The sequence below is a fragment of the Micromonospora sp. NPDC048999 genome (genome assembly GCF_040649295.1).
GTDB lineage: Bacteria > Actinomycetota > Actinomycetes > Mycobacteriales > Micromonosporaceae > Micromonospora.
The window spans coordinates 13,181-37,807 of the sequence record NZ_JBEZFI010000006.1 but is presented as its reverse complement, the minus strand read 5'-3'; the positions used below and the strand labels follow the sequence as shown (position 1 = coordinate 37,807).

Genomic DNA, 24,627 nt, shown 5'->3' with positions numbered 1-24,627 from the left:
GGATGACGACCGGGTTCCCGGCGGGCACGCCGCCGGAGCGCCGCCGCGGGGCGGGCCGGCTCAGTCGAGCAGGGCGTCCAGGCCGACGGTGAGACCCGGGCGGTTGCGCACCGCCCGCACGGCGAGCAGCACGCCCGGCATGAACGAGACCCGGTCGTACGAGTCGTGCCGGATGGTCAGCGTCTCACCGGTGGTGCCGAACAGGACCTCCTGGTGGGCGACCAGGCCGGTGGCGCGCACCGCGTGCACGCGTACGCCGTCGATGTCGGCGCCCCGGGCGCCCGGCACCTCGTCCTTGGTGGCGTCCGGCGCGGGGCCGAGACCGGCCTCGGCCCGGGCCTGGGCGATCAGCCGCGCGGTGTGAGTGGCGGTGCCACTGGGCGCGTCAAGCTTGCGCGGGTGGTGCTGCTCGACGATCTCGACCGACTCGAAGTGCCGGGCCGCGCGGGCGGCGAACTGCATCATCAGCACCGCGCCGATGCCGAAGTTGGGGGCGATGACCACGCCCACCCCGGGCCTACGCGCCAGCCAGCCACGCACCCGGTCGAGGCGCTGCCCGGTGAAGCCGGTGGTGCCCACCACCGCGTGGATGCCCTGCTCGATGCACCAGTGCAGGTTGTCCATGACGACGTCGGGGGTGGTGAAGTCGACGACCACTTCGGCGCTGGCGTCGGCGGCGGGGAACAGCCCGTCCCCCTGGTCGACCATCGCCACCAGGTCCATGTCGGCGGCGGCGTCGACGGCCTTGCAGACCTCCACACCCATCCGGCCACGGGCGCCCAGCACGCCGACCCGGATCGGCTCGACCGGGTTCTTCTCCTGCTCGTCAGTCACGGGGCACAACCTATCCCAATCGGGACGCCGTCACGCCTCGGGACCGGTCAGCGGGACGCCGCGAAGGCGGACTGGTCGAACGGGCCGACCACGGCGAGGGACATCGGCCGGCCGAGCAGCTCGGCGGCGAGGGCGTTCACGTCGTCCAGGGTCACCGCGTCGACCCGGGCGAGCAGCTCGTCCACCGGCATCAGGTTGCCGTAGAGCAGTTCACCCTTGGCCAGTCGGCTCATCCGGGAGCCGGTGTCCTCCAGGCCGAGGACGAACGAGCCCTTGCTCATCCCCTTGCCCCGGGCCAGCTCAGCCCCGGTGATCCCCTCGGCGGCCACCCGGGCCAGCTCGGCCCGGGTGAGCTCCAGCACCTCGTCCACCTTGCCCGGGGCGCAGCCGGCGTAGACGGCGAACAGCCCGCTGTCGGCGTACTGGCTGGCGTACGAGTAGACCGAGTACGCCAGCCCGCGCTGCTCGCGGATCTCCTGGAACAGCCGGCTCGACATGCCGCCGCCGAGCACGTTGTTGAGCACCCCGAGGGCGAAGCGCCGCTCGTCGGTGCGGTCGATGCCGGGGCAGCCGAGGATCACGTGCGCCTGCTCGGTCTCCTTCGGCTCCACCAGGGTGGCGGCGGGCTTCGTGCGTACCGCCGGGGCGGCCGCCCGGTGCGAAGCCGGCGCCGCCGGGTCGGTGTCCAGCGGGGTGCCGCGCAGCACCTGCCGGACCTGCTTGACCACGGCGGCGTGGTCCAGGTTGCCGGCGGCGGCGATGACGATCTCCGGCGGGGTGTACCGGCGGCGGTAGAAGCTCTGGATCTGCCGGCGGGTCATCGGGGTGACGGTCTCCTCGGTGCCGGAGATCAGCCGGCCGAGGGGATGGTCGCCGTAGACGGCCCGGGCGAACAGGTCGTGCACCTCGTCGCCCGGCTCGTCGTCGTGCATGGCGATCTCTTCGAGGATCACGCCACGCTCGGTTTCCACGTCGGCGTCGTTGAGCACCGAGTCGGCGACCAGATCGCACATGACGTCGATGGCCAGCGGCAGGTCCTCGTCCAGCACGCGGGCGTAGTAGCAGGTGTATTCCTTGGTGGTGAAGGCGTTGGTCTCGCCGCCCACCGCCTCGATCGCCGAGGAGATGTCCAGCGCGCTGCGCTTCCGGGTGCCCTTGAAGAGCAGGTGCTCCAGGAAGTGCGCGGCGCCGCCCTGCGGACCCGTCTCATCGCGGGAGCCGACGGCCACCCAGATGCCGAAGGAGACGCTGCGCATGGCCGGGATCGCCTCGGTGAGCACCCGCAAACCGCTGGGCAGGACGGTACGACGCACGGTCCCGCCCAGCGGGTCGTCGCTCAGCGTACGAGTGACCGCGCGGGTCGACCCGCCGGCGGACCGGGTGCCCCCGGCGGCGTGGCGGACGGCGCCGGACGGCGCCACCCCCCGTCGATCCGCAGGAAAGGGCGCGCGCCAGGTCCGACTCACGAAAGCCTGCCTTCAGTTCGACGAGGGGTGGGATGGTGCGGAAATCCGGCACGGCCGGGCGACGCGTCGGCGTCGCCCGGCCGTCTTGCCGTCGTAAATCAGCTGTGCCGGGTCCGGCGACGCGGGCGGGAGTCGCCGCCGCCCTCGCCGCCCTCGCCGCCCTCGCCCCGCTCCGGGCCACGGCTGCCGCGCTCGCGGTCGCCCCGGTCGCGCGGGCCACGGTCGCCCCGGTCCCGGCTGGCCGGACGCTCGGCGGCGCCCTCAGCGGCGGCCGGCGCCTCGGCGCCCTCCGGGCGGACCTTGTCCAGGTAGATCTTGCCGCGCTGGTCGATGTCGGCGATCTCCACCTCGACCTTGTCGCCGACGTTGAGGAAGTCCTCGACCTTCTCGACCCGCTTGCCGTCGCCCACCTTGGAGATGTGCAGCAGGCCGTCGCGGCCCGGGAGCAGCGAGACGAAGGCGCCGAACGCGGCGGTCTTCACCACGGTGCCGAGGAACCGGTCGCCGACCTTCGGCAGCGTCGGGTTGGCGATCGCGTTGATCCGCTCGACCGCGGCCTGGGCCGACGGGCCGTTGGTCGCACCGACGTAGATGGTGCCGTCGTCCTCGATGGAGATCTCGGCGCCGGTCTCGTCCTGGATGGCGTTGATGGTCTGGCCCTTCGGGCCGATCACCATGCCGATCTTGTCGACCGGGATCTTGACGGTGGTGACCCGCGGCGCGTAGTCGCTCATCGTGGCCGGGGCCTCGATCGCCGACTGCATCACGTCGAGGATGGTCTGCCGGGCCTCGTGCGCCTGCTGAAGCGCGGCGGCCAGCACGTCCGACGGGATGCCGTCGAGCTTGGTGTCGAGCTGCAGCGCGGTGACGAAGTCCCGGGTGCCGGCGACCTTGAAGTCCATGTCGCCGAACGCGTCCTCGGCGCCGAGGATGTCGGTCAGCGTCACGTACCGGGTCTTGCCCTCGACCTCGTCGGAGATGAGGCCCATGGCGATGCCGGCGACCGGGGCCTTCAGCGGCACACCGGCCGACAGCAGGCCCAGCGTCGAGGCGCAGACCGAACCCATCGAGGTGGAGCCGTTGGAGCCGAGCGCCTCGGAGACCTGCCGGATCGCGTACGGGAACTCCTCGCGCGACGGCAGCACCGGGATGAGCGCCCGCTCCGCGAGGGCGCCGTGGCCGATCTCGCGCCGCTTCGGCGAGCCGACCCGGCCGGTCTCACCGGTGGAGTACGGCGGGAAGTTGTAGTTGTGCATGTAACGCTTGGACTTCTCCGGGGAGAGGGTGTCCAGCGACTGCTCCATGCGCAGCATGTTCAGCGTGGTGACGCCCAGGATCTGGGTCTCGCCGCGCTCGAAGAGCGCCGAGCCGTGCACCCGCGGCAGCACGCCGACCTCGGCGGTCAGCGGGCGGATGTCGCGCGGGCCGCGGCCGTCGATGCGGACCTGCTCGCGCAGCACCCGGCTGCGGACCTCGGACTTGGTCAGCGACCGGAAGGCGGCGGACAGCTCCTTCTCCCGGCCCTCGAAGCGCGGGCCGAGCTCCTCGACGACCTTGGCCTTGACCCGGTCCAGGGCCTCCTCGCGGTCGTGCTTGCCGGCGATCTTCAGGGCCTCGGCGACCTCGGCGCGGGCCACGTCGGCGACCGCCTCGTACGCGTCGTCCTGGTAGTCCAGGAAGACGGGGAACTCGGCGACCGGCTTGGCGGCCACCTCGGCCAGCTCGCTCTGCGCCCGGCACAGCTCGCGGATGGCCGGCTTGGCGGCCTCCAGACCGCTGGCGACGACCTCCTCGGTCGGGGCGGGGGCACCGCCGGCGACCAGCGCCACGGTGTGGTTGGTGGCCTCGGCCTCGACCATCATGATCGCGACGTCGCCGTCCGGCAGGGCCCGACCGGCCACCACCATGTCGAAGGTGGCCCGCTCCAGCTCCTCGTGGGTCGGGAAGGCGACCCACTGGCCGTCGACGTGCGCCATCCGGGTGGCCCCGATCGGGCCGGAGAACGGCAGGCCGGAGAGCTTGGTCGACATCGAGGCGGCGTTGATGGCCACGACGTCGTACGGGTGCTGCGGATCGAGCGCGAGGACGGTCTCGACGACCTGGACCTCGTTGCGCAGGCCCTTGACGAAGGACGGGCGCAGCGGTCGGTCGATCAGCCGGCAGGTGAGGATGGCGTCCTCGCTGGGCCGGCCCTCGCGGCGGAAGAACGAGCCGGGGATGCGGCCCGCGGCGTACATCCGCTCCTCGACGTCCACGGTCAGCGGGAAGAAGTCGAACTGCTCCTTCGGCTGCTTACCGGCGGTCGTGGCGGAGAGGACCACCGTCTCGCCCAGCTGGGCGATGACGGAGCCGGCGGCCTGGCGGGCCAGCCGGCCGGTGGAGAAGGTGATCTCACGGGTGCCGAAGGACCCGTTGTCGATCGTGGCGGTACGGGATTCGGTGCCGAGTCGGTTCTCGGTCATGGTGCGGCAATGCTCCTTCGCATCGGGGGCCCACGACGCGGGAGCTGCTCAGACGGCCGGTCTTCGATCGAAGCGCCCGGGTGACCGGCGAATGCCGGGGTGCCCGGGGGCCACTACCGGAGACCGGTACGCCGACCGGCTCCCTCTCAGGTGGTCGTGTGGCCCGGTTCTTCAGTGGTACCGGAAGGGGGAGCGGCCGAAGGCCACTCCCCCGTCAGGTCACCGGCGCAGGCCGAGCCGCTCGATGAGCGACCGGTAGCGGTTGATGTCCTTCTTCTGGACGTAGTTGAGCAGCCGACGGCGACGGCCGACCAGCAGCAGCAGCCCACGGCGGCTGTGGTGGTCGTGCTTGTGCACCTTCAGGTGCTCGGTGAGCTCGGCGATCCGCTTGGTGAGGACCGCGACCTGCACCTCCGGCGAACCGGTGTCGCCCTCGACGGTCGCGTACTCCGCGCGGATCTTGGCCTTGGCTTCCTGGTCGAGCGCCATATTCTCCCTGTTTCGTGGGTCGTTCGATGAGGTCCGTCGGATCGGTCGAAGCAACCGGGGATCGGACCGGTCCTCGCGCCCGCGGCGTCGTGCAGGCACGCGAGGCCCCACGTCGGTCAGCCGACGTCCCCGCCAGACTACCAGCCCGGTCGGGAACCGCCCGGTGAAGGGCGGCGCGCCGGCCGCTGAAGGACGGCGCGCCGGCCGTGCCCGGGGCCGCCGGGGCCCGTCCTGCGGGCTCAGCCGAGCGCCCGGCGGGTTCGGTCCACGTCCTCGGCGATCTGCGCCACCAACGGCTCGATCGAGTCGTACGTCCGCTGTTCCCGCAGGTGCGCCACGAAGTCCAGGGCCAGTCGCTCGCCGTACAGGTCGCCGGAGAAGTCGAGCACGTACGCCTCCACCCGGCGCTCCCGGCCGGAGAAGGTCGGGTTGGTGCCGACGGAAACGGCCGCCGCGAGGGGTTCCCGCCCGCGACGCACCAGCCGGGCGGCGTACACCCCGTCGGCGGGGACCGCCGCGTGCCGGTGGGTGAGCAGGTTGGCGGTGGGGTAACCCAGCTCACGTCCGCGCTGGTCACCGCGGACCACCACGCCCTCGACCCGGTGTGGACGCCCGAGCGCGGCGGCCGCCGCGGCGACGTCGCCCGCGTCGACGCAGGAGCGGATGTACGTGGAGGAGAAGACCGTCCCCGCCTCGGCGACCAGCGGGGCGCCCTCCACCCCGAAGCCGAAGGTGCGGCCCAGCCGCTCCAGCAGGGCCACGTCGCCGGCCGCCTTGTGCCCGAACCGGAAGTTGTCGCCGACCACCACCAGCGCGGCGTGCAGGTGCTCGACCAGGACGTCGTGCACGAACGCCTCGGCCGGCAGCCGGGAGAACTCCGGGGTGAACGGCACCACACAGAGCACGTCGACGCCGAGCGCCTCGATCAGTTCCGCCTTGCGGGCCGGCTCGGTGAGCACCGCGGGATGCGAGCCGGGGCGGACCACCTCGGCCGGGTGCGGGTCGAAGGTCACCACCACCGACCTGACGCCCAGCTCGCGGGCGCGCGTCACGGCGTGACCGATGGTGGCCTGGTGCCCCTTGTGCACCCCGTCGAAGACGCCGATGGTGACCACCGAGCGCCCCCAGCCGCCGGGTGCCGCCTCGTACCCCCGCCACCGCTGCATGTATCGATCTCCTCCCCTGCTCGCCGCCGCCGTCAGGCCGGGGCCAGCACGATCTCCGCGCGGGCCCGCCCGTCCCGCTCGCTGACGATAGCGATCAACCCGCCGTCCGGTCCGAAGACGGCGTACGGGCCGGCGATGCCGGCCGTGTCGAGCGGGCCGCCGTGGGCGAGGACCTTCGCCTCGTCGCCGGTGGCGTCCCGGCGCGGGAAGAACCGGTCGGCGGCCGCGGCCAGCGGCAGGTTGACCACGTCGGGGGCGCGTTGCTCCAGCGTGTCGAGGGTGGCCGCTTCGGCCAGGGTGAAGCCGCCCACGGCGGTGCGGCGCAGCGCGGTCAGGTGGCCGCCGACCCCGAGCGCCAGGCCCGCGTCCCGGGCGATGGCCCGGATGTACGTCCCGGACGAGCAGGTCACGTCCACGTCCACGTCCACCACGTCCGGGGTGTCCCGGCGGACCGCCAGGACGTCCAGCCGGGAGATGGTGACCCGGCGGGCGGGCAGCTCGACGGTCTCCCCCTCGCGGACCCGCTTGTACGCCCGCTGGCCGTTGATCTTGATGGCGCTGACCGCGCTGGGCACCTGATCGATCTCACCGGTCTGGGCGGCCAGCGCGACGCGGATCGCGTCGTCGGTGACCCCGGTGGTCGCCGTGGTGGCGATCACGTCGCCCTCGGCGTCGTCGGTAACGGTGGCCTGGCCGAGCCGGATCGTCGCGGTGTAGCTCTTGCCGGCGCCGATCACGTAGGTGAGCAGCCGGGTGGCCCGTCCCACCCCGATCACCAGCACCCCGGTGGCCATCGGGTCCAGCGTGCCCCCGTGCCCCACCCGGCGGGTACGCGCCAACCGCCGGATCCGCGCCACCACGTCGTGGGACGTCATTCCGCCCGGCTTGTCGACCACGATCAGACCATCTGTGCTCACGACCGCAAAGCCTGCCAGACGCCGGTCCGGCCGGCCGTGGGAGGGCACGGCACGGGCCCGAGGACCCGACCCCGGTGCGGTCTTCGACCCCGACCGCACCCTGGGGCACCCCGAGCAGTTGCTGAATAGAGCCCGGAACAGGGTCGCGCCCGCGCCGTCCGATACGGCAGACTCCCCGGACCCCTCACCCCCCGGGAGTCCGCTTTGACCAACCCGCCCCCGTCGCATCAGCACCGCGCCCGGGTCGACCTGCCTGACTGGATGCGCAACCCGGAGCCACCGCGCCGCACCCTGGGCCGCCGTCTCTCTGAATTCGTCGACCGGGTGCCGGCCCTACGGGCGATCCGGCACCGGCTCTGGGCGTGGCAGGGCCGGAGCCGGTTCAGCGAGCGCCACCCGGTGGTCTCCGCGATCGCGTCCTTCGTGATCGTCGGGGTGATGGCCACGCTATTGGTGGTCGGCACCCTATACCTGTTCCACAAGATCACTAACCGCGAGATGTGACACCACAGGATCGGGAATGACCGACGACCAGCAGTACCCTGAGCCGCCGCGCCGCTTCGACGAGATGTTCGCCTCCCACGAGGCGATCAAGGTGCCCGACTGGATGCGCCATCCGGTGCAGGAACACGAACTGACCCGGCAGGAGCGGCTGCACCTCGGCTGGGCGCGGCACAGCGGGAAGCTGCTCGCTGCCGTCGGCCTGCTGCTGGTCGTCGGCTTCCTCGGTCTCCTCGGCACCACCGGCTGGCGCTTTGTCGACAAGGTGAACCACGGCGAGGTGGCGTGGCGGTACGGCCCGACGGCGCCGCCCCGGCAGGTCGACGCCGACGGCAACACCCTGGGCGTCTACCTCGACACGCCCGCCGAGCACTTCGCCGAGGGCGAGCAGGCGATCGTCCTGCCGACCGCTCGGGCGGTCGGCCCGTTCACCGCGAAGCAGGTCGGCGATGCGCTCGACGCCGTACGGGCCGCCCTGGTCGAGGGCCGGCTGCGCACCGCCATGCTGTACGGCGATCCGCAGGCGTTCCTCGACCGGCTCGCCCCCGACGCACGGGCCGGGGTCGCCGACGACCTGGCCCGGGGCGCCGGCCTCGGCTACGCCACCCGAATCCAGCCCGACGCCGACCCCGACTTGGTACACAAGGACGGCATCCGCGCCCGTGGCACCATCGAATACACCGCCACGACCGCGGACGACGGCATCCGGGTGCTGGCCATCACCACCCGGTACATCTGGGTCTACTCGTTCGATCTGTGGCAGGCGCAGAAGCACCCGCCCGGCGCCGAGCTGGTGACCGTACGCGACGAGGTGGTCTGGCAGTTCCCCCACCCGGACGACGTCCGCGCCTCGTCCCGGGGGCTCTGGATCGACTCGGCCGAGGTGACCGTCGCCAACGCGCCCTGCGACGCGCTCAAGCAGAGCTACCTCGCACTGGAGGACTACGACCGCACCATGATCGGGCGGCGGCCGAAGCCGGGGCCGGCCGGCGACGTCTACGACCCGGGCTGGCGGCCGGGCGACGGCGAGTCCTGCTGAGCGCGGCGGTGGTCAGCGGACCGCGCCGACCACCGCCCAGCCGCCGGAGCGCAGCCGCAGCAGCAACGCGACCAGCCGGAGCGCCACGAACAGCGTCAGCCCGGCCCAGATGCCACCCAGCCCGAGGTCGAGCCCGTAGGCCAGCCAGATGGCCGGCAGGAAGCCGCCCAGCGCCGCCACGATGGTGAGGTTGCGCAGGTAGCGGACGTCCCCGGCGCCGATCAGCACGCCGTCGAGGGCGAAGACCACCCCGCCGATCGGCTGGAGCGCGACGAACCACGGCCAGGCGACCATTGCCTGGTCGCGTACCTGTGGATCGGAGCTGAACCAGGACGGCACCAGGCCGGCGCCGGCGGCGATGAGCACCGCGAAGGCCACGCCGCAGGCCCCGCCGAGCAGGGCGATCCGGCGGGCCAGGGCGCGGGCACCGGCCGCGTCGCCGGCGCCGAGCGCCGCGCCGATCAGCGCCTGCGCGGCGATCGCGAGGGCGTCCAGCACCAGCGCGGTGAAGAACCACAGCTGTACGGCGATCTGGTGGGCGCCGACCGCGGCGGCGCCGAACCGAGCGGCGACGGCGGTCGCGGACAGGAAACTCGCCTGGAAGGCGACACCCCGGACGAGCAGGTCGCGGCTGAGCACGAGTTGCTGCCGGATCAGCCGCGGCCGGGGGCGGAGCGAGATCCTCTCCCGCATCAGCGCCGCCGCGAACAGACCGCCGGAGATGGTCTGCGCGACCGCGTTCGCCACCGCCGAGCCGACCAGGCCGAGGCCGGCCGGGTAGACGAGCAGCGGGCAGAGCAGCGCGGAGAGCAGGTTGGGGGCGAGCACGAAGAGCAGCGGACGTCGGGTGTCCTGGATGCCGCGCAGCCAGCCGTTGCCGGCGGCGGCCAGCAGCAGGCCGGGCGCGCCGAGCGCCGCGACCCGCAGCCATCCGGCGGCGGCGTCGGCCACCTCGCCGGGACCGCCGACGAGGGTACGCGCCAGCCAGCCGCCGCCGACCTGCATGGCGAGGGCCACCAGCACGCCGACGCTCAGGGCGAGCCAGGACGACTGGACCCCCTCGGCCACCGCAGCGGCTCGGTCCCCGGAGCCGAACCGCCGGGCGGACCGCCCCGTGGTGCCGTACGCGACGACGGTGCCGAGCCAGGCGGTGAGGGTCAGCACCGTGCCGCCGACGGCGAGCGCGGCGAGCGGCACGCGGCCCAGGTGGCCGACGACTGCCGTGTCGACCAGGACGTAGAGCGGCTCGGCGGCGAGCACGACGAGGGCCGGCAGGGCGAGCGCGGCGATCCGGCTGGGCGACGCCGTAGCGGCGGTGGTCTGGCTCATCGCGGCCGATCCTGGCACGCCAGCCGTAAGGAGCGCAAGCCGCCAGATCACTTACCCCAGGCTCCCGGGCCAGGCCCGCCAACCCCGGCCGGCACGGTCTGCCAACGTCGCACGGTGGGGCGACCGTCGATCATGAGGTTGGCGGCGGTTTCGTAGATCCACATCGCCGCCAACCTCATGATCGACGAGGTTGGCGGTCGCGGGAGAAGCGGTGGTCGTTACTGGCGGGTGTCCATCGAGGTTTGCAGTGCGCGGCGCAGCTGCTCGCGCGCGTCGGTGGGGGCGGTGGGGGCGGTGGCGGTGGTGTCGGTACGCGGCTTGCGCTTGGTGGCCATGGGAGTTCCTTCCAGGGTGCGGACCACCGCGCACTGGGTGGCCCTGGGCGTCATCCGAGAACTCCAGCTCGGCGCGTCTGATGCCGCGCCGCGGCCTGAAGTCGTCGTCCTGCTGGACGCCGGGGCGGCGGTCCGGGATCACCGGAGCGGCTCGCCTGGCAGCGTGAGCCCGGGTCGGTCTGACCCTGGAGAGCGGCGGCACCGGGGTGTGGGCGCCACCGCCCGTGACCAGCGCCGAAGCGCCGGCCCAAACCCAAATTAACGTTCACTTTGCTGCTGCCGCCCACTGTTCCCGGGATTCGGACACGCCGCCCGCAGCCCGATCCGCCCGGTTCATGCGCCGAGGCCGCACTTTCGGGGAAAGTGCGGCCTCGGCGTGCGGTGAAGGGCCAGTTTCAGGGAAGTTGTTCGGATCTTGCCGGCAGCGCCCCGTCCAGCTCGGCGCGGATCCGGTCCACCACCTCGTCGACGGTGCCCCGCCCGGTGAACCCGGCCGCGAACCGGTGCCCGCCACCGCCGAGCGCCACCGCCACCCGGCTCACGTCCACCGCGCCCTTGCTGCGCAGCGAGACCGCCCACTCGGCGGCAGCCACCTGCTTGACCACGCAACTCACGTCCGCCTCGGCCGTGCAGCGCACCGAGTCGATCAGCGCCTCCAGCACGTACGCCGGCTGGCCGTACCGAGCCAGGTCGTCCTGGGTGGCGTACGTCCAGACGAGCCCGCGCCCGGCGACGGCCGCCGGCTCCAGCCGGGCGCGGCCCAGCACCTCGCCGAAGAGCCGGACCGCGCCGAAAGGCCGGGTGTCGAAGATCCGCCGGGAGATGTCCCCCGGCCGGATGCCGGTGGCCAACAGCCGGGCCGCCATCCGGTGCACCTCGGGCGTGGTGGCCTCGAAGCGGAACGATCCGGTGTCGGTGCTCAACGCCACGTAGAGGCAGGTAGCGATCTCCGCGTCCAGCGGCACCCCGAGCCGGTCGAGCAGCCCCTCGGCGACCACCGAGGTGGCCGCCGCGTGCGGGTCGACAAGATGGATACCGCCGAACCGGGTGTTCGAGGCGTGATGGTCCAGCACCAGCGCCGTCCCGGCCTTGTCCAGCCGATCGACCAGGTCACCCAGCCGGGACTCGCTCGCCGCGTCGAAGCAGATGACCAGATCCGGATCCGGGTACGCGGCGTCCTGCGGCACGAGCAGCTCCAGCCCGGGCAGCCAGCGGAACGGCTCGGGCACCTCCGGCGGCCCGGGAAAGGTCGCCTGGAGATGTCGTACGCCCCACCGGCGCAGACCCAGCCCGAAGCCGAGCATGCTGCCCAGCGCGTCGCCGTCCGGGTTGACGTGACAGATCAGCAGCACCCGCGCGTCGGCGGAGAGCGCGCGTACCGCCGCGACGGCGTCCGCCCAGTCGGTGTCGGTGGGACCGACACCGGCCGGCGCACCGCCCTCGGCGGGTACGGTCACCGACGCTCGCCGCGCGGCTCGTCTTCGCCGGTCTCGTCGTCCTCGGCCTCGGCGTCCTCGTCGTCCAGCCGGTACGGCTGCGCCTCGCCCGCGTACCGGGCGTTGGCCGCCAGCCGCTGCACCTCGGCGTCGCGGTTGCGGGCCGCCGCGAGCAGGTCGTCGATGTGCTTGACCTGGTCCTGCACGTCGTCCAGGACGAACGTCAGGGTCGGCGAGTGACGCAGCCCGAGGGCCTTGCCGACCGTGCTGCGCAGCATGCCCTTCGCGCTCTCCAGCGCGGCGGCCGTGCTGGACTGGGCCGCCGCGTCGCCGAGCACCGTGTAGAACACGGTGGCGTCGCGCAGGTCGGCGGTGATCCGCGCATCGGTGATGGTGATCATCCCGAGCCGAGGGTCCTTGATCTGGCTCCGCACCACCGACGCGACCAGTTCACGGATGCGCTCCGCGTGCCGGCGTACCTTGGCCGGATCCGTCATGTCCCCCACCTCCAGGGCCTTCTGTTACTCAGCCTCAAACCCTACCTGCGCCGCCCCGCCCCCCGCGCAGCGCCGCCGGCTTGCGAGGAAGGGCCCCCTGTTAACACCCGAAGCGCGTGCGCGCCCCCGGAGCCCGTGCCCGCCCCCGGAGCCCGTGCCGGTCTCGCTCAGTCCTCGCCGCCGTAGAGGCGGCGGCGGACGGACAGCAACTCGGCCTCCGGGCGGGCGGCCACCAGCCGCTCGCAGGAGTCGAGCACCTCACGGACGTGCGCCGGTTCGGCGGCCACCACGGCCACCCCGATCTCGGCCCGCCCGTGCAGATCGAGCGCCCCGACCTCGGCGGCCGACACCTCGAACCGGCGCAGCGCGGCGACGATCGGCCGGACGTACGAGCGCTTGGCCTTCAGGGACCGGGAGTCCCCCGGCAGCAACAGGTCGAAGTGCGCGGTTCCCGTGTACACGGCGAGCAACGGTACGCCCAGGCCGCTGTCCCGGGCACCCGATTTCCGCCGACGGCGTCAGGTCCCGGCGCTACGAGCTGAAGTCGTCGCCCGGCGCCACCGCCACCAGCACGTCCCGGTCGATCGCCTGGTCGACCCGGTGCGCGAGGTCCCGCCAGCCGGGCCCGTCCACCACCCGCAGGCCGGCCCCGGCCAGCACCGCCTCGGCCGCCGCCCGGGGCGCCACCTGGGTGTTCCAGGACAGCCCCAGCGCCCCGCCGGGCCGCAGCAGCTGCCGCCAGACCGGCACGGCCGCGCCGAGCAGGTCCAGCGGGCTGCGCGACAGCCCCTGCCCGGTACGGCTGCCGTGCGCCACCCCGTAGGGCGCGTCGGTCACGATCGCGTCGGCGCAGGCCGGCCGGAGCACCTCCCGGGCCCGGGTGGTGTCGGTGTGCAGCACGGTGACCCGCTGGGTAGCGCCGGCCCGGTGCTCGTCCCGCGACGGCGCGAGCGCCACCTCGAACCGCCGGGCGACGAGCTTGCGGTCCCGGCGTACCGGCACCGTCTCGGTCGTGTGCTTGAGCCGCTTGCGGCGCAGCCAGGTACGCAGAAACGCCGCGTACGCGTCCACGTCCTTGCCGTCGTGCTCGACGCCGATGCCGTCGTAGCCGTACATGAGCGCCTGATTGAGCGTGGTGCCGCGCCCGCAGAGCGGGTCGAGCACCACCAGTTGCCGGTCCAGCATGCCGCCGGCCGAGGCGGAGGCCAGCAGGGTGACGTTGAGCAGCAGCCGGGTGAACTGTTCGTTGGTCTTGCCGGCGTATTTGGGGATGGTGATCAGGTCGGTGTCGTACCGGGCGAGGGGGTGCAGCGGCACCGGCCGGAGCAGGTCGTCGCCCACCCGCTCGAACAGCGCGTACGCCGCCGACAGGTTGGCCAGGTACGCCAGGTCCCGCGCGCCCAGCCCCGGCGGCGGCGCGGTGAAGGTCAGGTACTCCACCCCGCCGATCCGCTCCACGGCGATGTCGCCGGGTGCCGCGTCGAGCACCCCCGAGCCGGCGAAGACCGCCAGTTCGGCGCGGGCCAGCCGGCCGGCCGCGTCGGCGTAGACCCGGTTGGCGGAGGGGGCGAGGAGCAGCGCGTACCTGAACACGCCCGAGATTGTCGCAGCTGGCGCAGACGGCGACGGCCGGGGCCCAGGGCCCCGGCCGTCTCCTCGTTCACACCGCTCAGGCGCGCGGCTTCTCCCGCATCTCGAAGGTCTCGATGATGTCGCCGACCTGGACGTTGTTGAAACCGCCCAGCGTCAGACCACACTCGAAGCCCTCGCGGACCTCCGTCGCGTCGTCCTTGAACCGCTTGAGGGAGCTGATCGTGAGGTTGTCCGCCACGACCGCCCCGTCCCGCAGCAGCCGCGCCTTGGCGTTGCGGCGGATGATGCCGGACCGGACGATACAACCGGAGATGTTGCCGATCTTGGACGAGCGGAAGACGTCGCGGATCTCCGCGCTGCCCAGCTCGACCTCCTCGTACTCCGGCTTGAGCAGACCCTTGAGCGCGGCGTCGATCTCCTCGATGGCCTGGTAGATGACGGTGTAGTACCGGATCTCCACGCCCTCGCGGTCGGCGATCTCGCGGACCTTGTTGGCGGCCCGCACGTTGAAGCCGATGATCGTGACCGCCTCGGACGAGGCGCTCGCGAGCATGACGTCGCTCTCGGTGATCGCACCCACGCCCCGGTGGATGATCCGAAGCTGGACCTCCTCCGGGATGTCGAGGTTGAACAGCGCGTCCTCGAGGGCCTCCACGGAACCGGAGCCGTCGCCCTTGAGCACCAGGTTGAGCGAGGTCTTCTCGCCCTCCTTGAGCTGCTCCATGAGCGTCTCGAGAGTGGCCCGGCCACGGGAGTTGGCGAACGCCGCCGCCCGCCGCCGCGCCTGCCGCTGCTCGGCGATCTGCCGCACGGTCCGGTCGTCCTCGGCCGCCAGGAAGGTGTCACCCGCACCAGGCACCGTGGTCAGACCCAGCACCATGACCGGACGCGCCGGACCGGCCTCGTCGACCGGCTTGCCGTTCTCGTCCAGCATGGCCCGGACCCGGCCGTGCGCCCCACCGGCGACGATCGAGTCGCCGGCCCGCAGGGTGCCCTTCTGCACCAGCACGGTCGCCACCGAACCACGGCCCTTGTCCAGGTGCGCCTCGATCGCGACACCCTGCGCCGGCCCGTCGATCGGAGCGGTCAGCTCCAGCGACGCGTCGGCGGTCAGCAGCACGGCCTCGAGAAGGTCCTCGATGCCGATGCCGGGCTTCGCGGCCACGTTGACGAACATGGTCTCGCCGCCGTACTCCTCGGCGACCAGGCCGTACTCGGTCAGCTGCTGGCGGACCTTGTCCGGGTTGGCCTCCGGCTTGTCGACCTTGTTGACCGCGACCACGATCGGCACGTCCGCCGCCTTGGCGTGGTTGAGCGCCTCGATGGTCTGCGGCATCACACCGTCGTCGGCCGCGACCACCAGGATCACGATGTCCGTGACCTGGGCACCACGGGCACGCATAGCGGTGAACGCCTCGTGACCCGGGGTGTCGATGAAGGTCACCGCGCGGTCCACACCGTCGTGCGGGACGTGGACCTGGTAGGCACCGATGTGCTGGGTGATGCCACCCGCCTCGCCAGCCGTGACGTTCGCCTTGCGGATCGCGTCGAGCAGCTTGGTCTTACCGTGGTCGACGTGACCCATGACGGTCACCACCGGCGCACGGCTGACCAGGCGGTCCTCCGACACCACCGCGTCGAGGTCGATGTTGAACTGCGCGAGCAGCTCACGATCCTCGTCCTCCGGGCTGACGATCTGCACGTCGAAGCCGAGGTGCTCACCCAGCAGCAGCAGGGTGTCGTCGGAGCACGACTGGGTCGCGGTCACCATCTCGCCCAGGTTGAACATCTCCTGGACCAGCGAACCCGGGTTGGCGTTGATCTTGTCGGCGAAGTCCGACAGCGAGGCGCCACGGGACAACCGGATGACCTGACCCTGACCCCGGGGGGCACCCGAGGACATGGTCGGGGCCGACAGGTTGTCGAACTCCTGTCTGCGCTGCTTCTTGGACTTGCGGCCCCGGGTCGGCTTGCCACCCGGACGCCCGAAGGCACCCGCGGCGCCGCCGCCACGGCCGCGACCGCCGCCACCCGGACGACCGGCGCCACCACCGGCCGGGGCACCCGGACGGAAGCCACCACCGGCACCGGCACCGCCGCCGCCGCCGGGACCGCCACGGAAGCCACCGCCACCGCCGCCGCCACCGGGACCGCCACGGAAGCCACCGCCACCGCCGCCGCCACCGGGACCGCCACGGAAGCCACCGCCACCGCCACCGCCACCGGGACGACCGGCGCCGCCGCCGGGACGACCCGCGCCGGGGCCGCCGGGACGACCCGGACGCTGGCTCGGCATGGAGGCCGGGCTGGGCCGCGGCGGCATCGAAGCCGGGCTGGGCCGCGGCGGCATCGAAGCCGGGCTCGGCCGCGGGCCGCCCGCACCAGCGGCCGGGGGCCGCTGCTGCTGGCCACCCTGGATGCCGAACGGGTTGTTGCCGGCGCCACGCGCCGGCGGACGACCGCCGGGCCGTGCGCCCGGACCCGGGGCCGGCGCGCCGGGACGACCGGCAGCCGGGGAACCCGGACGGGGCGGCATGGCGCCCGGACCCGGACGCGGGCCGGGACGGGGGCCACCCTCGGTCGGGGGCTCCCGGCGGACGTTCTCGCGCTGCTGCTGCCGAGCGGCCTGCGCGGCCTTGACCGCGGCCTCCTGCTCGGCCTTCAGCGCGGCGGCACGCGCCTCGGCGGCCGCCACCTCGATGTCATGCGCGCTCGCCGGCTTGGCCACCGGGGTCGCCGCCTGCGGCGGACCCGGAACCGGAGCCGGAGCCTTGGGCTTCGGCCCAGGGGTCGGCGGCCCCGGCCGCCGGGGCGGCATCGGCTTGGCCGAGACCCGGGGGGCACCCGGGGTTGGGGATGGCGTCGGGGTCGGTGCCGGGGTGGGCGCGGCCGCCGGCGGGGCGGCCGGCGCCGACGCACCGGCGGATGCCACGAACGCGCCACGCAGCCGTCGGGCGACGGGCGCCTCGACGGTGCTGGACGCGGACTTCACGAACTCGCCCATCTCCTTGAGCTTGGCGAGAACGGTCTTACTTTCGACCCCGAGCTCCTTGGCGAGCTCGTGTACGCGGGCCTTTCCTGCCACTGCACTCCTCACTCCGAGGTCGTGCGGGCAGCACCCGCAGCGACCTCACTCGTGCACTTGAAGCCTGGTCATTTCTGCGACTTCATCGTGTGCTCATGTCGGTCGTCCTACCTTGCTAGCGACCCTCGACCGCTCGGGTTGACCGGTCGTCGGGGTTGGCGCGTCAACGTGCTCCGCCAGCGCGCCGTGATCGATGACCCCGGTGACGCGCAGCGCCCGCCCGAAGGCGCGGCGCCGCACCGCTTGCGCGAAGCAGGCCGGATCCGGGTGCATGTTCGCTCCCCGACCCGGCAGTCTGCGGGCCGGATCGGGGCGGAGGCTGAAGTGCCCAGCCCCGTCGCCGACCGCGACAATCCGCAACAACTCGCTGGCCGGCGTTCGCTTCCGGCAGCCCACACAGGTGCGCTCCGGCAGCGCGCGTCGTGCCACTGGAGGAAGTCTACCCCTAGCTGCTCGAGATCGCGCCGCCCGGCTCGGGTACGTGATCAGCCCCGCTCCGCACGCCCCCGCCGACCTGCTCCGCGTCGGAACGAATGTCGATCCGCCAACCGGTCAGCCGGGCAGCAAGCCGGGCATTCTGGCCTTCGCGGCCGATCGCGAGCGAGAGCTGGAAATCCGGCACGGTGACCCGGGCCGTCCGGCTGGCCAGGTCGACCACCTCCACCCGCAGCGCCTTGGCCGGGGAGAGCGCATTGCCCACGAAGGTGGCCGGGTCGTCCGACCAGTCGATGATGTCGATCTTTTCGCCGTGCAGCTCGCTCATCACCGCGCGGACCCGCTGGCCCATCGGGCCGATGCAAGCGCCCTTGGCGTTGACCCCCGGCGCGGTCGAGCGCACCGCGATCTTCGTACGGTGACCCGCCTCACGGGCGATCGCGCTGATCTCCACCGTGCCGTCGGCGATCTCCGGCACCTCCAGCGCGAAGAGCTTCTTGACCAGCGCGGGATGCGACCGGGACAGCGTGATCTGCGGCCCGCGCATTCCCTTGGCCACGTGTACGACAACGCAACGGATCCGCTCGCCGTGCTGGGGCTGCTCGCCGGGCACCTGCTCCGACTGCGGCAGCACGCCCTCCAGCTTGCCCAGGTCGACGGTGATGATGCCCTTCTCCTTGCGGGCCTCGTGCGCCTGCACCACACCGGTGACCAGGTCGCCGTCACGGCCCACGTACTCGCCGAAGTGCACCTCGTCGGTGGCCTCCCGCAGCCGCTGGAGGATCACCTGCTTCGCCGTCATGGCCGCGATCCGGCCGAAGTCGTGCGGGGTGTCGTCCCACTCCCGCACCACCGCGCCGTCCTCGTCCACCTCCTCGGCGTACACCGAGGCGGCCCCGGTCTTACGGTCGATTTCCACCCGGGCGTTCGGCTCGGCGCCGTCGGTGTGCCGGTAGGCGGTCAGCAGCGCGGTCTCGATCGCCGCGAGGATCGTGTCGAACGGGATCTCCCGCTCACGCTCGAGTGCGCGCAGCGCCGCGAGGTCGATATTCACCTCTCCTCGTCCTCCACATCATCTTCGTCGTCGATGTCGTCAATGTCCTCTTCGTCGGCCAGCTCGTCCAGGCGGCTGAACTCCACCTGGACCCGGCCGGGGCCGAGCTCGTCGTACGGGTGCGCCGCGTGGCCGGCGTCGGTCTCCAGCACCACGCGCTCGTCGTCGGCCTCGACCACCCGGCCGGTGAGTTGCCGGTCGCCGGTGGTGCGCTGCTCGGGCACCCCCGTCGCGCCGCGCACGGTCACCTTGACCAGCCGGCCGACGTTGCGCCGCCAGTGCCGGGGCAGGGTGAGCGGCCGGTCCACCCCCGGCGAGCTCACCTCGAGCTGGTACTCGCCGGCGACGAGGTCGCCGCCGGCCTCCTCCGCCGCGTCGAGCGCGGCGGAAACCGCCCGGGAGACATCCGCGACGGCGTCCAGGTTGATCCCGCCGTCGGCGTCCACGATCACGCGTACGATGTGCCGCCGGCCGGCGCGGGAGACGGAGAGATCCTCCAGGTCGTACCCGGCGGCGGTGACGACCGGCTCGATCACCTCGCGCAGCCGGGCCCGGCGGGCGCCCAGGTCGCCGCGCGGTGCGCCGCCCCGGTCCCCACCCCGGGGGCCCTCGGCCCGGCGGGGTCGCCCGGAGGGCCCCGTCGGCCTGGTGGCACGGCCACGCTGCGTCATCTGGCGCACCCTTTCCTCTCGAACGAGCCGCTTGGCCCGCCATGCCGGCACGCCACCGGGGCGGACCGCGCCCGGTGGCTGCGCAGAGCGTAACGCGCGGGCCGGGCGACGGACCCGGCGGCGCACCGGACGCCACCGGCCCACAAGTCGGCGGGGATGGTGTTGACTTGTCCAAGTGGCGACAGGCAAGACGAGACAGCGCAACGGAACACCGGGGCATTCCCGGCGAAACGTGCTGCGCGCCGGGGCGCTGGTGGCGCTGGGCGGCGCCGCCGTACCGCTGACCGGCTGTGATCTTTTCGACGGCAAGCCGAAACCCCCGGACCCGCTGGAGCCGCTCGCGGCGGAGGCCGCCGACCTGGCCGGCCGGTACCGGGCGGCCATCGGCGCGGCCTCGACGCTGGCCGACCGGCTCACCCCGATCGCCGACGCCCATCAGGCGCACGCCGACGAGCTGCGCCGGGTGATCGGTCGCCCCGCCCCGTCCGGCACCCCCGCCGCCCCCTCGACCGTGACGGCCACGGAACCGGACGGGCTGCTGGCCGAGCTGCGCAAGGCCGAACAGCCGGCCCGGGAGAACGCCGCGAAGGCGTGCGCCGCCGCGCCCGCCGAGCGAGTCGCGCTGCTCGGTTCGATCGCCGCCGCGCGGGCGACCCACCTGGAGGCGCTGAAGTGACCCCCCGTACCGCACCGACCGGGCCAGGCCAGGCCCTGGCCGACGCGCTCGCCGCCGAGTACGCCGCCATCTGGGCGTACGGGGTGATCGGTGTGCGCCTCACCGGCGCGGCCCGCACCGCCGCCCGCTCCGCGGAGGCGGCCCACCGAAGCCGCCGGGACGCCCTCATCCTCCAGCTCAACGACAGCGGCGCTCAGGTCCCCGCCGACCAGGCCGGATACGCCCTGCCCTACCCGGTGACCGACAAGGCGAGCGCGCTCAAGCTGGCCGTCGAGATCGAGGAGCGGGCCGCCGGCCACTGGCGAGCGGCTCTGCCGCACACCACCGGGGCCGACCGGAACCAGGCCCTGGCGGCGCTGACCGACTGCGCGGTGCGGGCCACCCGCTGGCGGCGCACTGCTGGAGTGACTCCGATCACCGTCCCGTTCCCCGGCCGGTCGGCCTGAACCGAGGTCCTGTTCACTCGGCGCAGCACACCGGTTGCGGACCGCATACCAGGTATGCATACTCCTGGCCATGTCCATCCGTCATGGGCTGCTCGCCCTGCTCGAACGCGGTCAGATGTACGGCTACCAGCTGCGCGCCGCGTTCGAGGAATCGACCGGCTCGACCTGGCCGCTGAACATCGGGCAGGTCTACACCACCCTCGCCCGCCTGGAACGCGACGGCCTGGTCCGCCCGCTGCCGGAGAGCGACGGCGGGCAGCGGCCGTACGAGATCACCGACGCCGGGCGGGCGGATCTGACGCTCTGGTTCGCCACCCCGATCAGCCGCGCCGACCGGCCCCGAGACGAGCTGTCGATCAAGCTGGCCCTGGCGCTCACCACCCCCGGCGTGGACGTCCGCTCGGTGGTGCAGACCCAGCGCAGCGCGACCATGCGCGCGTTGCAGGAGTTGACCCGGTTGAAGTTCGCCAGCGACAAGCCGGAGGACCTGCCCTGGCGCCTGGTGCTGGACGCGATGATCTTCCAGGCCGAGGCGGAGATCCGCTGGCTCGACCACTGCGAGACCAGCCTCGTCCGCTACCGTCCCGCTCCGGGCCGGCCGATCAGCCATCCCGAGGCGGTGGACCGGGCCGACGAGGAGGCCCGGCGGTGAGCCGGGGCCAGACCGATCGGGAGGGACGCCGGTGAGCGCGAGGACCGAGGTACTGCAACTGCGGGACGTGTACCGCACCCACGGCACAGGGGAGGCGGCCGTGCCCGCGCTGCGCGGGGTCAGCCTGACCGTCCGGGCCGGCGAGCTGGTGGCGGTGATGGGCCCGTCGGGCTCCGGCAAGTCGACCCTGCTGGCGCTCGCCGGCGGGCTGGACCGGCCCACCGGCGGCGAGGTGCTGGTCGAGGGGGAGTCGCTCGGCGAGCTGGCCGCGCGCGAGCTGGCCCGGCTGCGTCGCCGCCGGATCGGCTACGTCTTCCAGGATTTGAACCTGCTCGGCAGCCTCACCGCGGCGGAGAACGTGGCGCTGCCCCTGGAACTCGACGGCGTCGGTGTCCGGGCGGCGCGGAAGGCGGCCCTGGCGGCGCTGGCCGAGGTGGATGTCGCCGCGCTGGCCAACCGGTTCCCCGACCAGATGTCCGGCGGCCAGCAACAGCGGGTGGCGATCGCCCGGGCGCTGGTCGGCGAGCGCCGGCTGGTCCTCGCGGACGAACCCACCGGGGCGCTCGACTCGCAGGCCGGGGAGGCCGTGCTGCACCTGCTACGCCGCCGGGTGGACGCCGGCGCGGCCGGGGTGCTGGTCACCCACGAGGCACGGCACGCCGGCTGGGCCGACCGGGTGGTGTTTCTCCGGGACGGGGTCCTGGTCGACTCGACGGCGCCGCTGGTCGGCGTCGAGCAACTGCTTGCCGGCAGCGGCCGGTGAGCCGGGGCCGACTGGCCGCCGCGCTCGGTTCGTGGCGGGCCGCGTTGCGCATCGCCCGGCGCGAGGCCCGCCGGGCGCGCGGGCGTACCGCGCTGGTGCTGGCGATGATCGCGCTGCCCGTGCTGGCGCTGAGCTTCGCCGCCGCGAGCTGGGACATGGCGGGACTCACCCCGGCCGAACGGCTGGACCGCCAACTCGGCGCGGCCGACGCCGAGCTGCGCTGGACGTCCGCGAAAGCGGTGACGCAGGACGCCTGGGGAGAGAACTTCTGGCCGGTCGAGGGCGATCCGGTGCCCCGGACCCGCTCGGTGACGGCGGACGAGATCCGTACGCTGCTGCCCGCCGGCAGCCGGGTCACCCGGTTGCGCCGCTGGGTTTCGTTCGACGTACGGATCGGCCGCCAGTTCGTCTCGTTCGGCGCACGGGCCGTCGACCTCAACGACCCGCTCACCCGTCCGCTCGCGACGCTGCACGACGGCCGCCGGCCGACCGCGCCCGACGAGATCGCGGTCAGCCCGGCCGCGCTGCGCCGATTGGGCGTACGCCTCGGCGAGCCGGTGCGCACGACCGACGGCGCCAGGTACACGGTGGTCGGGGTGGCGGAGTTCCCGGACAACCTGCGGGAGGTGGTGGCGCTGCACCCGGAGGCCCCGCCCGGACCGGTGGAGCCGCCCGACGAGAGCTGGCTGGTGTCCGTGCCCGGCCCGCTCGACCCGGCGCTGGTGGACCGGCTCAACGAGCACGGCATCGTGGTGTCCGCCCGAACCCCGCTGCCCGGGCGGGCGGAGCCGTTCACCGGCGGCCCGGGGCTACCCGGCCCGGAGCAGGCCAGCAACGCCGTGCTGATCGGCGGGCTCGGCCTGCTGGAGGTGGTGCTGCTGGTCGGCCCGTCCTTCGCGGTCGGCGTACGCCGGCGCCGGCGGGACCTGGCCCTGGTGGCGGTCGCCGGCGGGGACCCCGCACACCTGCGCCGGATCGTGCTCGCCGACGGGGTGGTGCTCGGCGCGGGCGGGGCGGCGCTCGGGCTGCTGCTCGGGGTCGGCGCGGCGTTCGCCGGCCGGCCGCTCGTCGAGCAGCATCTGGTCTTCGCCCGCCTCGGCGGATACCGGGTCTTCCCCGCGGCCCTGGCCGCGATCGCCGCGGTGGCGGTGCTGGCCGGGGTACTGGCCGCGCTGGCCCCGGCCTGGACCGCCGCCCGACAAGACGTGGTGGCCGGCCTCGCCGGCCGACGCAACCCACCTCGGCACCGCCGCCGCTGGCTGGTCATCGGGGTGCTGCTCACCGGTGCCGGCGCCGGCCTGGCCGCGCTGGGCGCCACCCGGAGCAGCACACCCGGGGTCCTGGCCGGGCTGACCCTCGGCGAACTGGGCCTGGTCTTCTGCACCCCGACGCTGATCGGGCTGCTCGCCCGGACCGGACGGCTGCTGCCGCTGACGCCCCGGCTGGCCCTGCGCGACGCCAGTCGCAACCGCTCCTCGGCCGCACCGGCCATCTCGGCGGTGATGGCGGCGGTCGCCGGCAGCGTGGCCATCGGGGTTTACCTGGCCAGCGACGAGGCTCGGCAGCGCGCGCAGTGGCAGCCGGCCCTCCCGCCGGGGCACGCGCTGCTGACGGGCACCGACGCGTCCGGAGGCACCCCCCTGCCGCCGGCCGACGAGATCGCGCAGCGGGTCCGGGCCGTGCTGCCGGCCGCCACGGTCGTCGCGGTCGCCACCCCCGTGTGTGCCCGGCCGGCGTCCCCGGAGGACTACTGCCTCACGAACGCCGTGCTGCCGCCGGAGCGACGCTGCCCGTACAGCCCGGGAATGGTCGTCACCGCCGCCGCCCGCGCCGAGGCCCAGGCCGACCCGCGCTGCGTGTCGCCCTTCCGCGATCCGAACAGCCTCTACCTGCCCACGTACGTGGACGACGGCAGCGCGCTGGCCGCCCTCACCGGCGCCCCGGCCGAGGAGATCACCGCCGCGACCCGGGTGCTACGGGCGGGCGGGGTGGTGGTCACCGACCCGCTGCGGGTGGTGGGCGGCCGGGTGACGGTCACCGCCAGCCACAGCGACGACGGCGCGGAGGCGAGCGCCAGGCTGCCCGGGTACGTGCTGCACAGCGGGCTCCCCGTCGACCGGCTCGTCCTCTCCCCGCCTGCGGCGGCGGCGATCGGCCTCGTCGGTCGCCAGGTCGGCTACGCGGTCGCACCGCCGGCGCCGCCCACCACCGACCAGCGGGCGCAGCTCGTCACCGAACTGTCCCGGTCGACTTCGCTGTTTGTGCAGGTGGAGGACGGGCCGCCGGGCGGGGACCGGCAGCCGCTGCTGCTCCTGCTGGCGATCGCCTCCGGCGTGATCACCGTGGGGGCGGCCGGGGTGGCCACCGGCCTCGCCGCCGCCGAGGGCCGCCGGGATCTGTCCACCCTGGCCGCAGTCGGCGCCGACCCCCGGGTACGCCGGGTGCTGTCGCTCTGCCAGGCCGGGGTGATCGCCGTGCTCGGCTCGACCCTCGGCATCCTGGCCGGCCTCGGCTCGGCGGCCATCATCCTGACCTCCCTCAACCAGCGGTACGCGCAAACGTGGCCGGCCCCGGAGCCGTTCCCGCTGGTGGTGCCCGGCCTGACCCTCGCCGTGCTGGTGGTCGTGCCGCTGCTGGCCATGCTCGGCGCGGCGCTGCTCACCCGCTCCCGCCTCCCGGTGGAGCGCCGCCTGGATTGACTGGCCCTTCGGTTTGAGCGGCGTCCGACGTGGACTCGCTGCCGGGCTGTCGCCGAGGGCGGCCGACCGGCAGACTGGGCGG

General features: G+C 73.7%; 23 protein-coding genes. 7 read left to right on the top strand and 16 right to left on the bottom strand.

Annotated elements, in window-relative coordinates:
- Positions 1 to 60 precede the first annotated feature (60 nt).
- The 6 genes from dapB to truB all read right to left on the bottom strand — a co-directional run bounded on the left by dapB (position 61) and on the right by truB (position 7,334).
- Positions 61 to 834 (bottom strand): 4-hydroxy-tetrahydrodipicolinate reductase, encoded by a 774-nt coding sequence (gene dapB, locus AB0C02_RS10785; protein WP_357543451.1) that lies wholly within the window; start codon positions 832 to 834, stop codon positions 61 to 63.
- A gap of 47 nt (positions 835 to 881) precedes the next feature.
- Complete coding sequence (locus AB0C02_RS10780; RefSeq protein ID WP_357543449.1) at positions 882 to 2,255, bottom strand: pitrilysin family protein; 1,374 nt, start codon at positions 2,253 to 2,255, stop codon at positions 882 to 884.
- A 143-nt stretch (positions 2,256 to 2,398) separates the two neighbouring features.
- Positions 2,399 to 4,762 (bottom strand): polyribonucleotide nucleotidyltransferase, encoded by a 2,364-nt coding sequence (locus tag AB0C02_RS10775; RefSeq protein ID WP_357543447.1) that lies wholly within the window; start codon positions 4,760 to 4,762, stop codon positions 2,399 to 2,401.
- A 219-nt stretch (positions 4,763 to 4,981) separates the two neighbouring features.
- Positions 4,982 to 5,251, bottom strand: a complete 270-nt coding sequence (gene rpsO, locus AB0C02_RS10770) for a 30S ribosomal protein S15 (RefSeq protein WP_357543445.1) — start codon at positions 5,249 to 5,251, stop codon at positions 4,982 to 4,984.
- A 239-nt stretch (positions 5,252 to 5,490) separates the two neighbouring features.
- A complete protein-coding gene (locus tag AB0C02_RS10765) occupies positions 5,491 to 6,417 on the bottom strand; it encodes a bifunctional riboflavin kinase/FAD synthetase (protein ID WP_357543443.1) in 927 nt (308 codons plus the stop codon).
- A gap of 32 nt (positions 6,418 to 6,449) precedes the next feature.
- A complete protein-coding gene (gene truB, locus AB0C02_RS10760) occupies positions 6,450 to 7,334 on the bottom strand; it encodes a tRNA pseudouridine(55) synthase TruB (protein ID WP_357543441.1) in 885 nt (294 codons plus the stop codon).
- Positions 7,335 to 7,538: 204 nt separating this feature from the next.
- On the opposite strand from truB, the gene AB0C02_RS10755 reads away from it, so the two are divergent.
- Complete coding sequence (locus AB0C02_RS10755) at positions 7,539 to 7,838, top strand: hypothetical protein (RefSeq protein ID WP_357543439.1); 300 nt, start codon at positions 7,539 to 7,541, stop codon at positions 7,836 to 7,838.
- A gap of 16 nt (positions 7,839 to 7,854) precedes the next feature.
- Positions 7,855 to 8,874 (top strand): hypothetical protein, encoded by a 1,020-nt coding sequence (locus tag AB0C02_RS10750; protein ID WP_357543437.1) that lies wholly within the window; start codon positions 7,855 to 7,857, stop codon positions 8,872 to 8,874.
- Between the two features lie 12 nt (positions 8,875 to 8,886).
- Here the strand turns inward: AB0C02_RS10750 and AB0C02_RS10745 are convergent, their stop codons facing one another.
- From AB0C02_RS10745 to rimP, 10 genes are all read right to left on the bottom strand, one after another.
- On the bottom strand, positions 8,887 to 10,203 hold the full coding sequence (locus tag AB0C02_RS10745) for an MATE family efflux transporter (protein ID WP_357543435.1): 1,317 nt from the start codon (positions 10,201 to 10,203) through the stop codon (positions 8,887 to 8,889).
- Positions 10,204 to 10,421: 218 nt separating this feature from the next.
- On the bottom strand, positions 10,422 to 10,592 hold the full coding sequence (locus AB0C02_RS10740; RefSeq protein ID WP_357543433.1) for a hypothetical protein: 171 nt from the start codon (positions 10,590 to 10,592) through the stop codon (positions 10,422 to 10,424).
- A 341-nt stretch (positions 10,593 to 10,933) separates the two neighbouring features.
- The gene (locus AB0C02_RS10735) at positions 10,934 to 11,995 is read right to left on the bottom strand and encodes a bifunctional oligoribonuclease/PAP phosphatase NrnA (RefSeq protein ID WP_357543431.1); all 1,062 of its coding nucleotides are present in this window, start codon (positions 11,993 to 11,995) and stop codon (positions 10,934 to 10,936) included.
- The gene (rbfA, locus tag AB0C02_RS10730) at positions 11,992 to 12,471 is read right to left on the bottom strand and encodes a 30S ribosome-binding factor RbfA (protein WP_357543429.1); all 480 of its coding nucleotides are present in this window, start codon (positions 12,469 to 12,471) and stop codon (positions 11,992 to 11,994) included. The genes AB0C02_RS10735 and rbfA overlap by 4 nt, the downstream gene beginning before the upstream one ends.
- 167 nt (positions 12,472 to 12,638) lie before the next feature.
- Positions 12,639 to 12,932, bottom strand: a complete 294-nt coding sequence (locus tag AB0C02_RS10725; RefSeq protein ID WP_357543427.1) for a DUF503 domain-containing protein — start codon at positions 12,930 to 12,932, stop codon at positions 12,639 to 12,641.
- 70 nt (positions 12,933 to 13,002) lie between these two features.
- Positions 13,003 to 14,064: an SAM-dependent methyltransferase gene (locus tag AB0C02_RS10720; RefSeq protein WP_357543425.1), complete on the bottom strand. Its 1,062-nt coding sequence runs from the start codon at positions 14,062 to 14,064 to the stop codon at positions 13,003 to 13,005.
- Between the two features lie 76 nt (positions 14,065 to 14,140).
- On the bottom strand, positions 14,141 to 17,149 hold the full coding sequence (infB, locus tag AB0C02_RS10715) for a translation initiation factor IF-2 (RefSeq protein ID WP_357543423.1): 3,009 nt from the start codon (positions 17,147 to 17,149) through the stop codon (positions 14,141 to 14,143).
- A gap of 93 nt (positions 17,150 to 17,242) precedes the next feature.
- Positions 17,243 to 17,578 (bottom strand): YlxR family protein, encoded by a 336-nt coding sequence (locus AB0C02_RS10710; RefSeq protein ID WP_357543421.1) that lies wholly within the window; start codon positions 17,576 to 17,578, stop codon positions 17,243 to 17,245.
- 16 nt (positions 17,579 to 17,594) lie between these two features.
- On the bottom strand, positions 17,595 to 18,638 hold the full coding sequence (gene nusA, locus AB0C02_RS10705; RefSeq protein ID WP_357543419.1) for a transcription termination factor NusA: 1,044 nt from the start codon (positions 18,636 to 18,638) through the stop codon (positions 17,595 to 17,597).
- Positions 18,635 to 19,309 (bottom strand): ribosome maturation factor RimP, encoded by a 675-nt coding sequence (rimP, locus tag AB0C02_RS10700; RefSeq protein WP_357543417.1) that lies wholly within the window; start codon positions 19,307 to 19,309, stop codon positions 18,635 to 18,637. Before rimP ends, nusA begins: the two co-directional genes overlap by 4 nt.
- A 232-nt stretch (positions 19,310 to 19,541) precedes the next feature.
- Between rimP and AB0C02_RS10695 the strand changes: the two genes are divergently transcribed.
- The 5 genes from AB0C02_RS10695 (at position 19,542) to AB0C02_RS10675 (ending at position 24,545) form a co-directional block, all read left to right on the top strand.
- Entirely contained in the window at positions 19,542 to 19,985 is a 444-nt protein-coding gene (locus tag AB0C02_RS10695) for a hypothetical protein (protein ID WP_357544521.1), read from the top strand.
- On the top strand, positions 19,982 to 20,431 hold the full coding sequence (locus tag AB0C02_RS10690; RefSeq protein ID WP_357543416.1) for a ferritin-like domain-containing protein: 450 nt from the start codon (positions 19,982 to 19,984) through the stop codon (positions 20,429 to 20,431). Before AB0C02_RS10695 ends, AB0C02_RS10690 begins: the two co-directional genes overlap by 4 nt.
- A gap of 70 nt (positions 20,432 to 20,501) precedes the next feature.
- Positions 20,502 to 21,083, top strand: a complete 582-nt coding sequence (locus AB0C02_RS10685; RefSeq protein WP_357543414.1) for a PadR family transcriptional regulator — start codon at positions 20,502 to 20,504, stop codon at positions 21,081 to 21,083.
- A gap of 31 nt (positions 21,084 to 21,114) precedes the next feature.
- Positions 21,115 to 21,846 carry an ABC transporter ATP-binding protein gene (locus AB0C02_RS10680; protein WP_357543412.1) on the top strand — a complete coding sequence of 244 codons (732 nt, stop codon included), beginning with the start codon at positions 21,115 to 21,117 and terminating at the stop codon, positions 21,844 to 21,846.
- Complete coding sequence (locus AB0C02_RS10675) at positions 21,843 to 24,545, top strand: FtsX-like permease family protein (protein WP_357543410.1); 2,703 nt, start codon at positions 21,843 to 21,845, stop codon at positions 24,543 to 24,545. Before AB0C02_RS10680 ends, AB0C02_RS10675 begins: the two co-directional genes overlap by 4 nt.
- Positions 24,546 to 24,627: the final 82 nt, after the last annotated feature.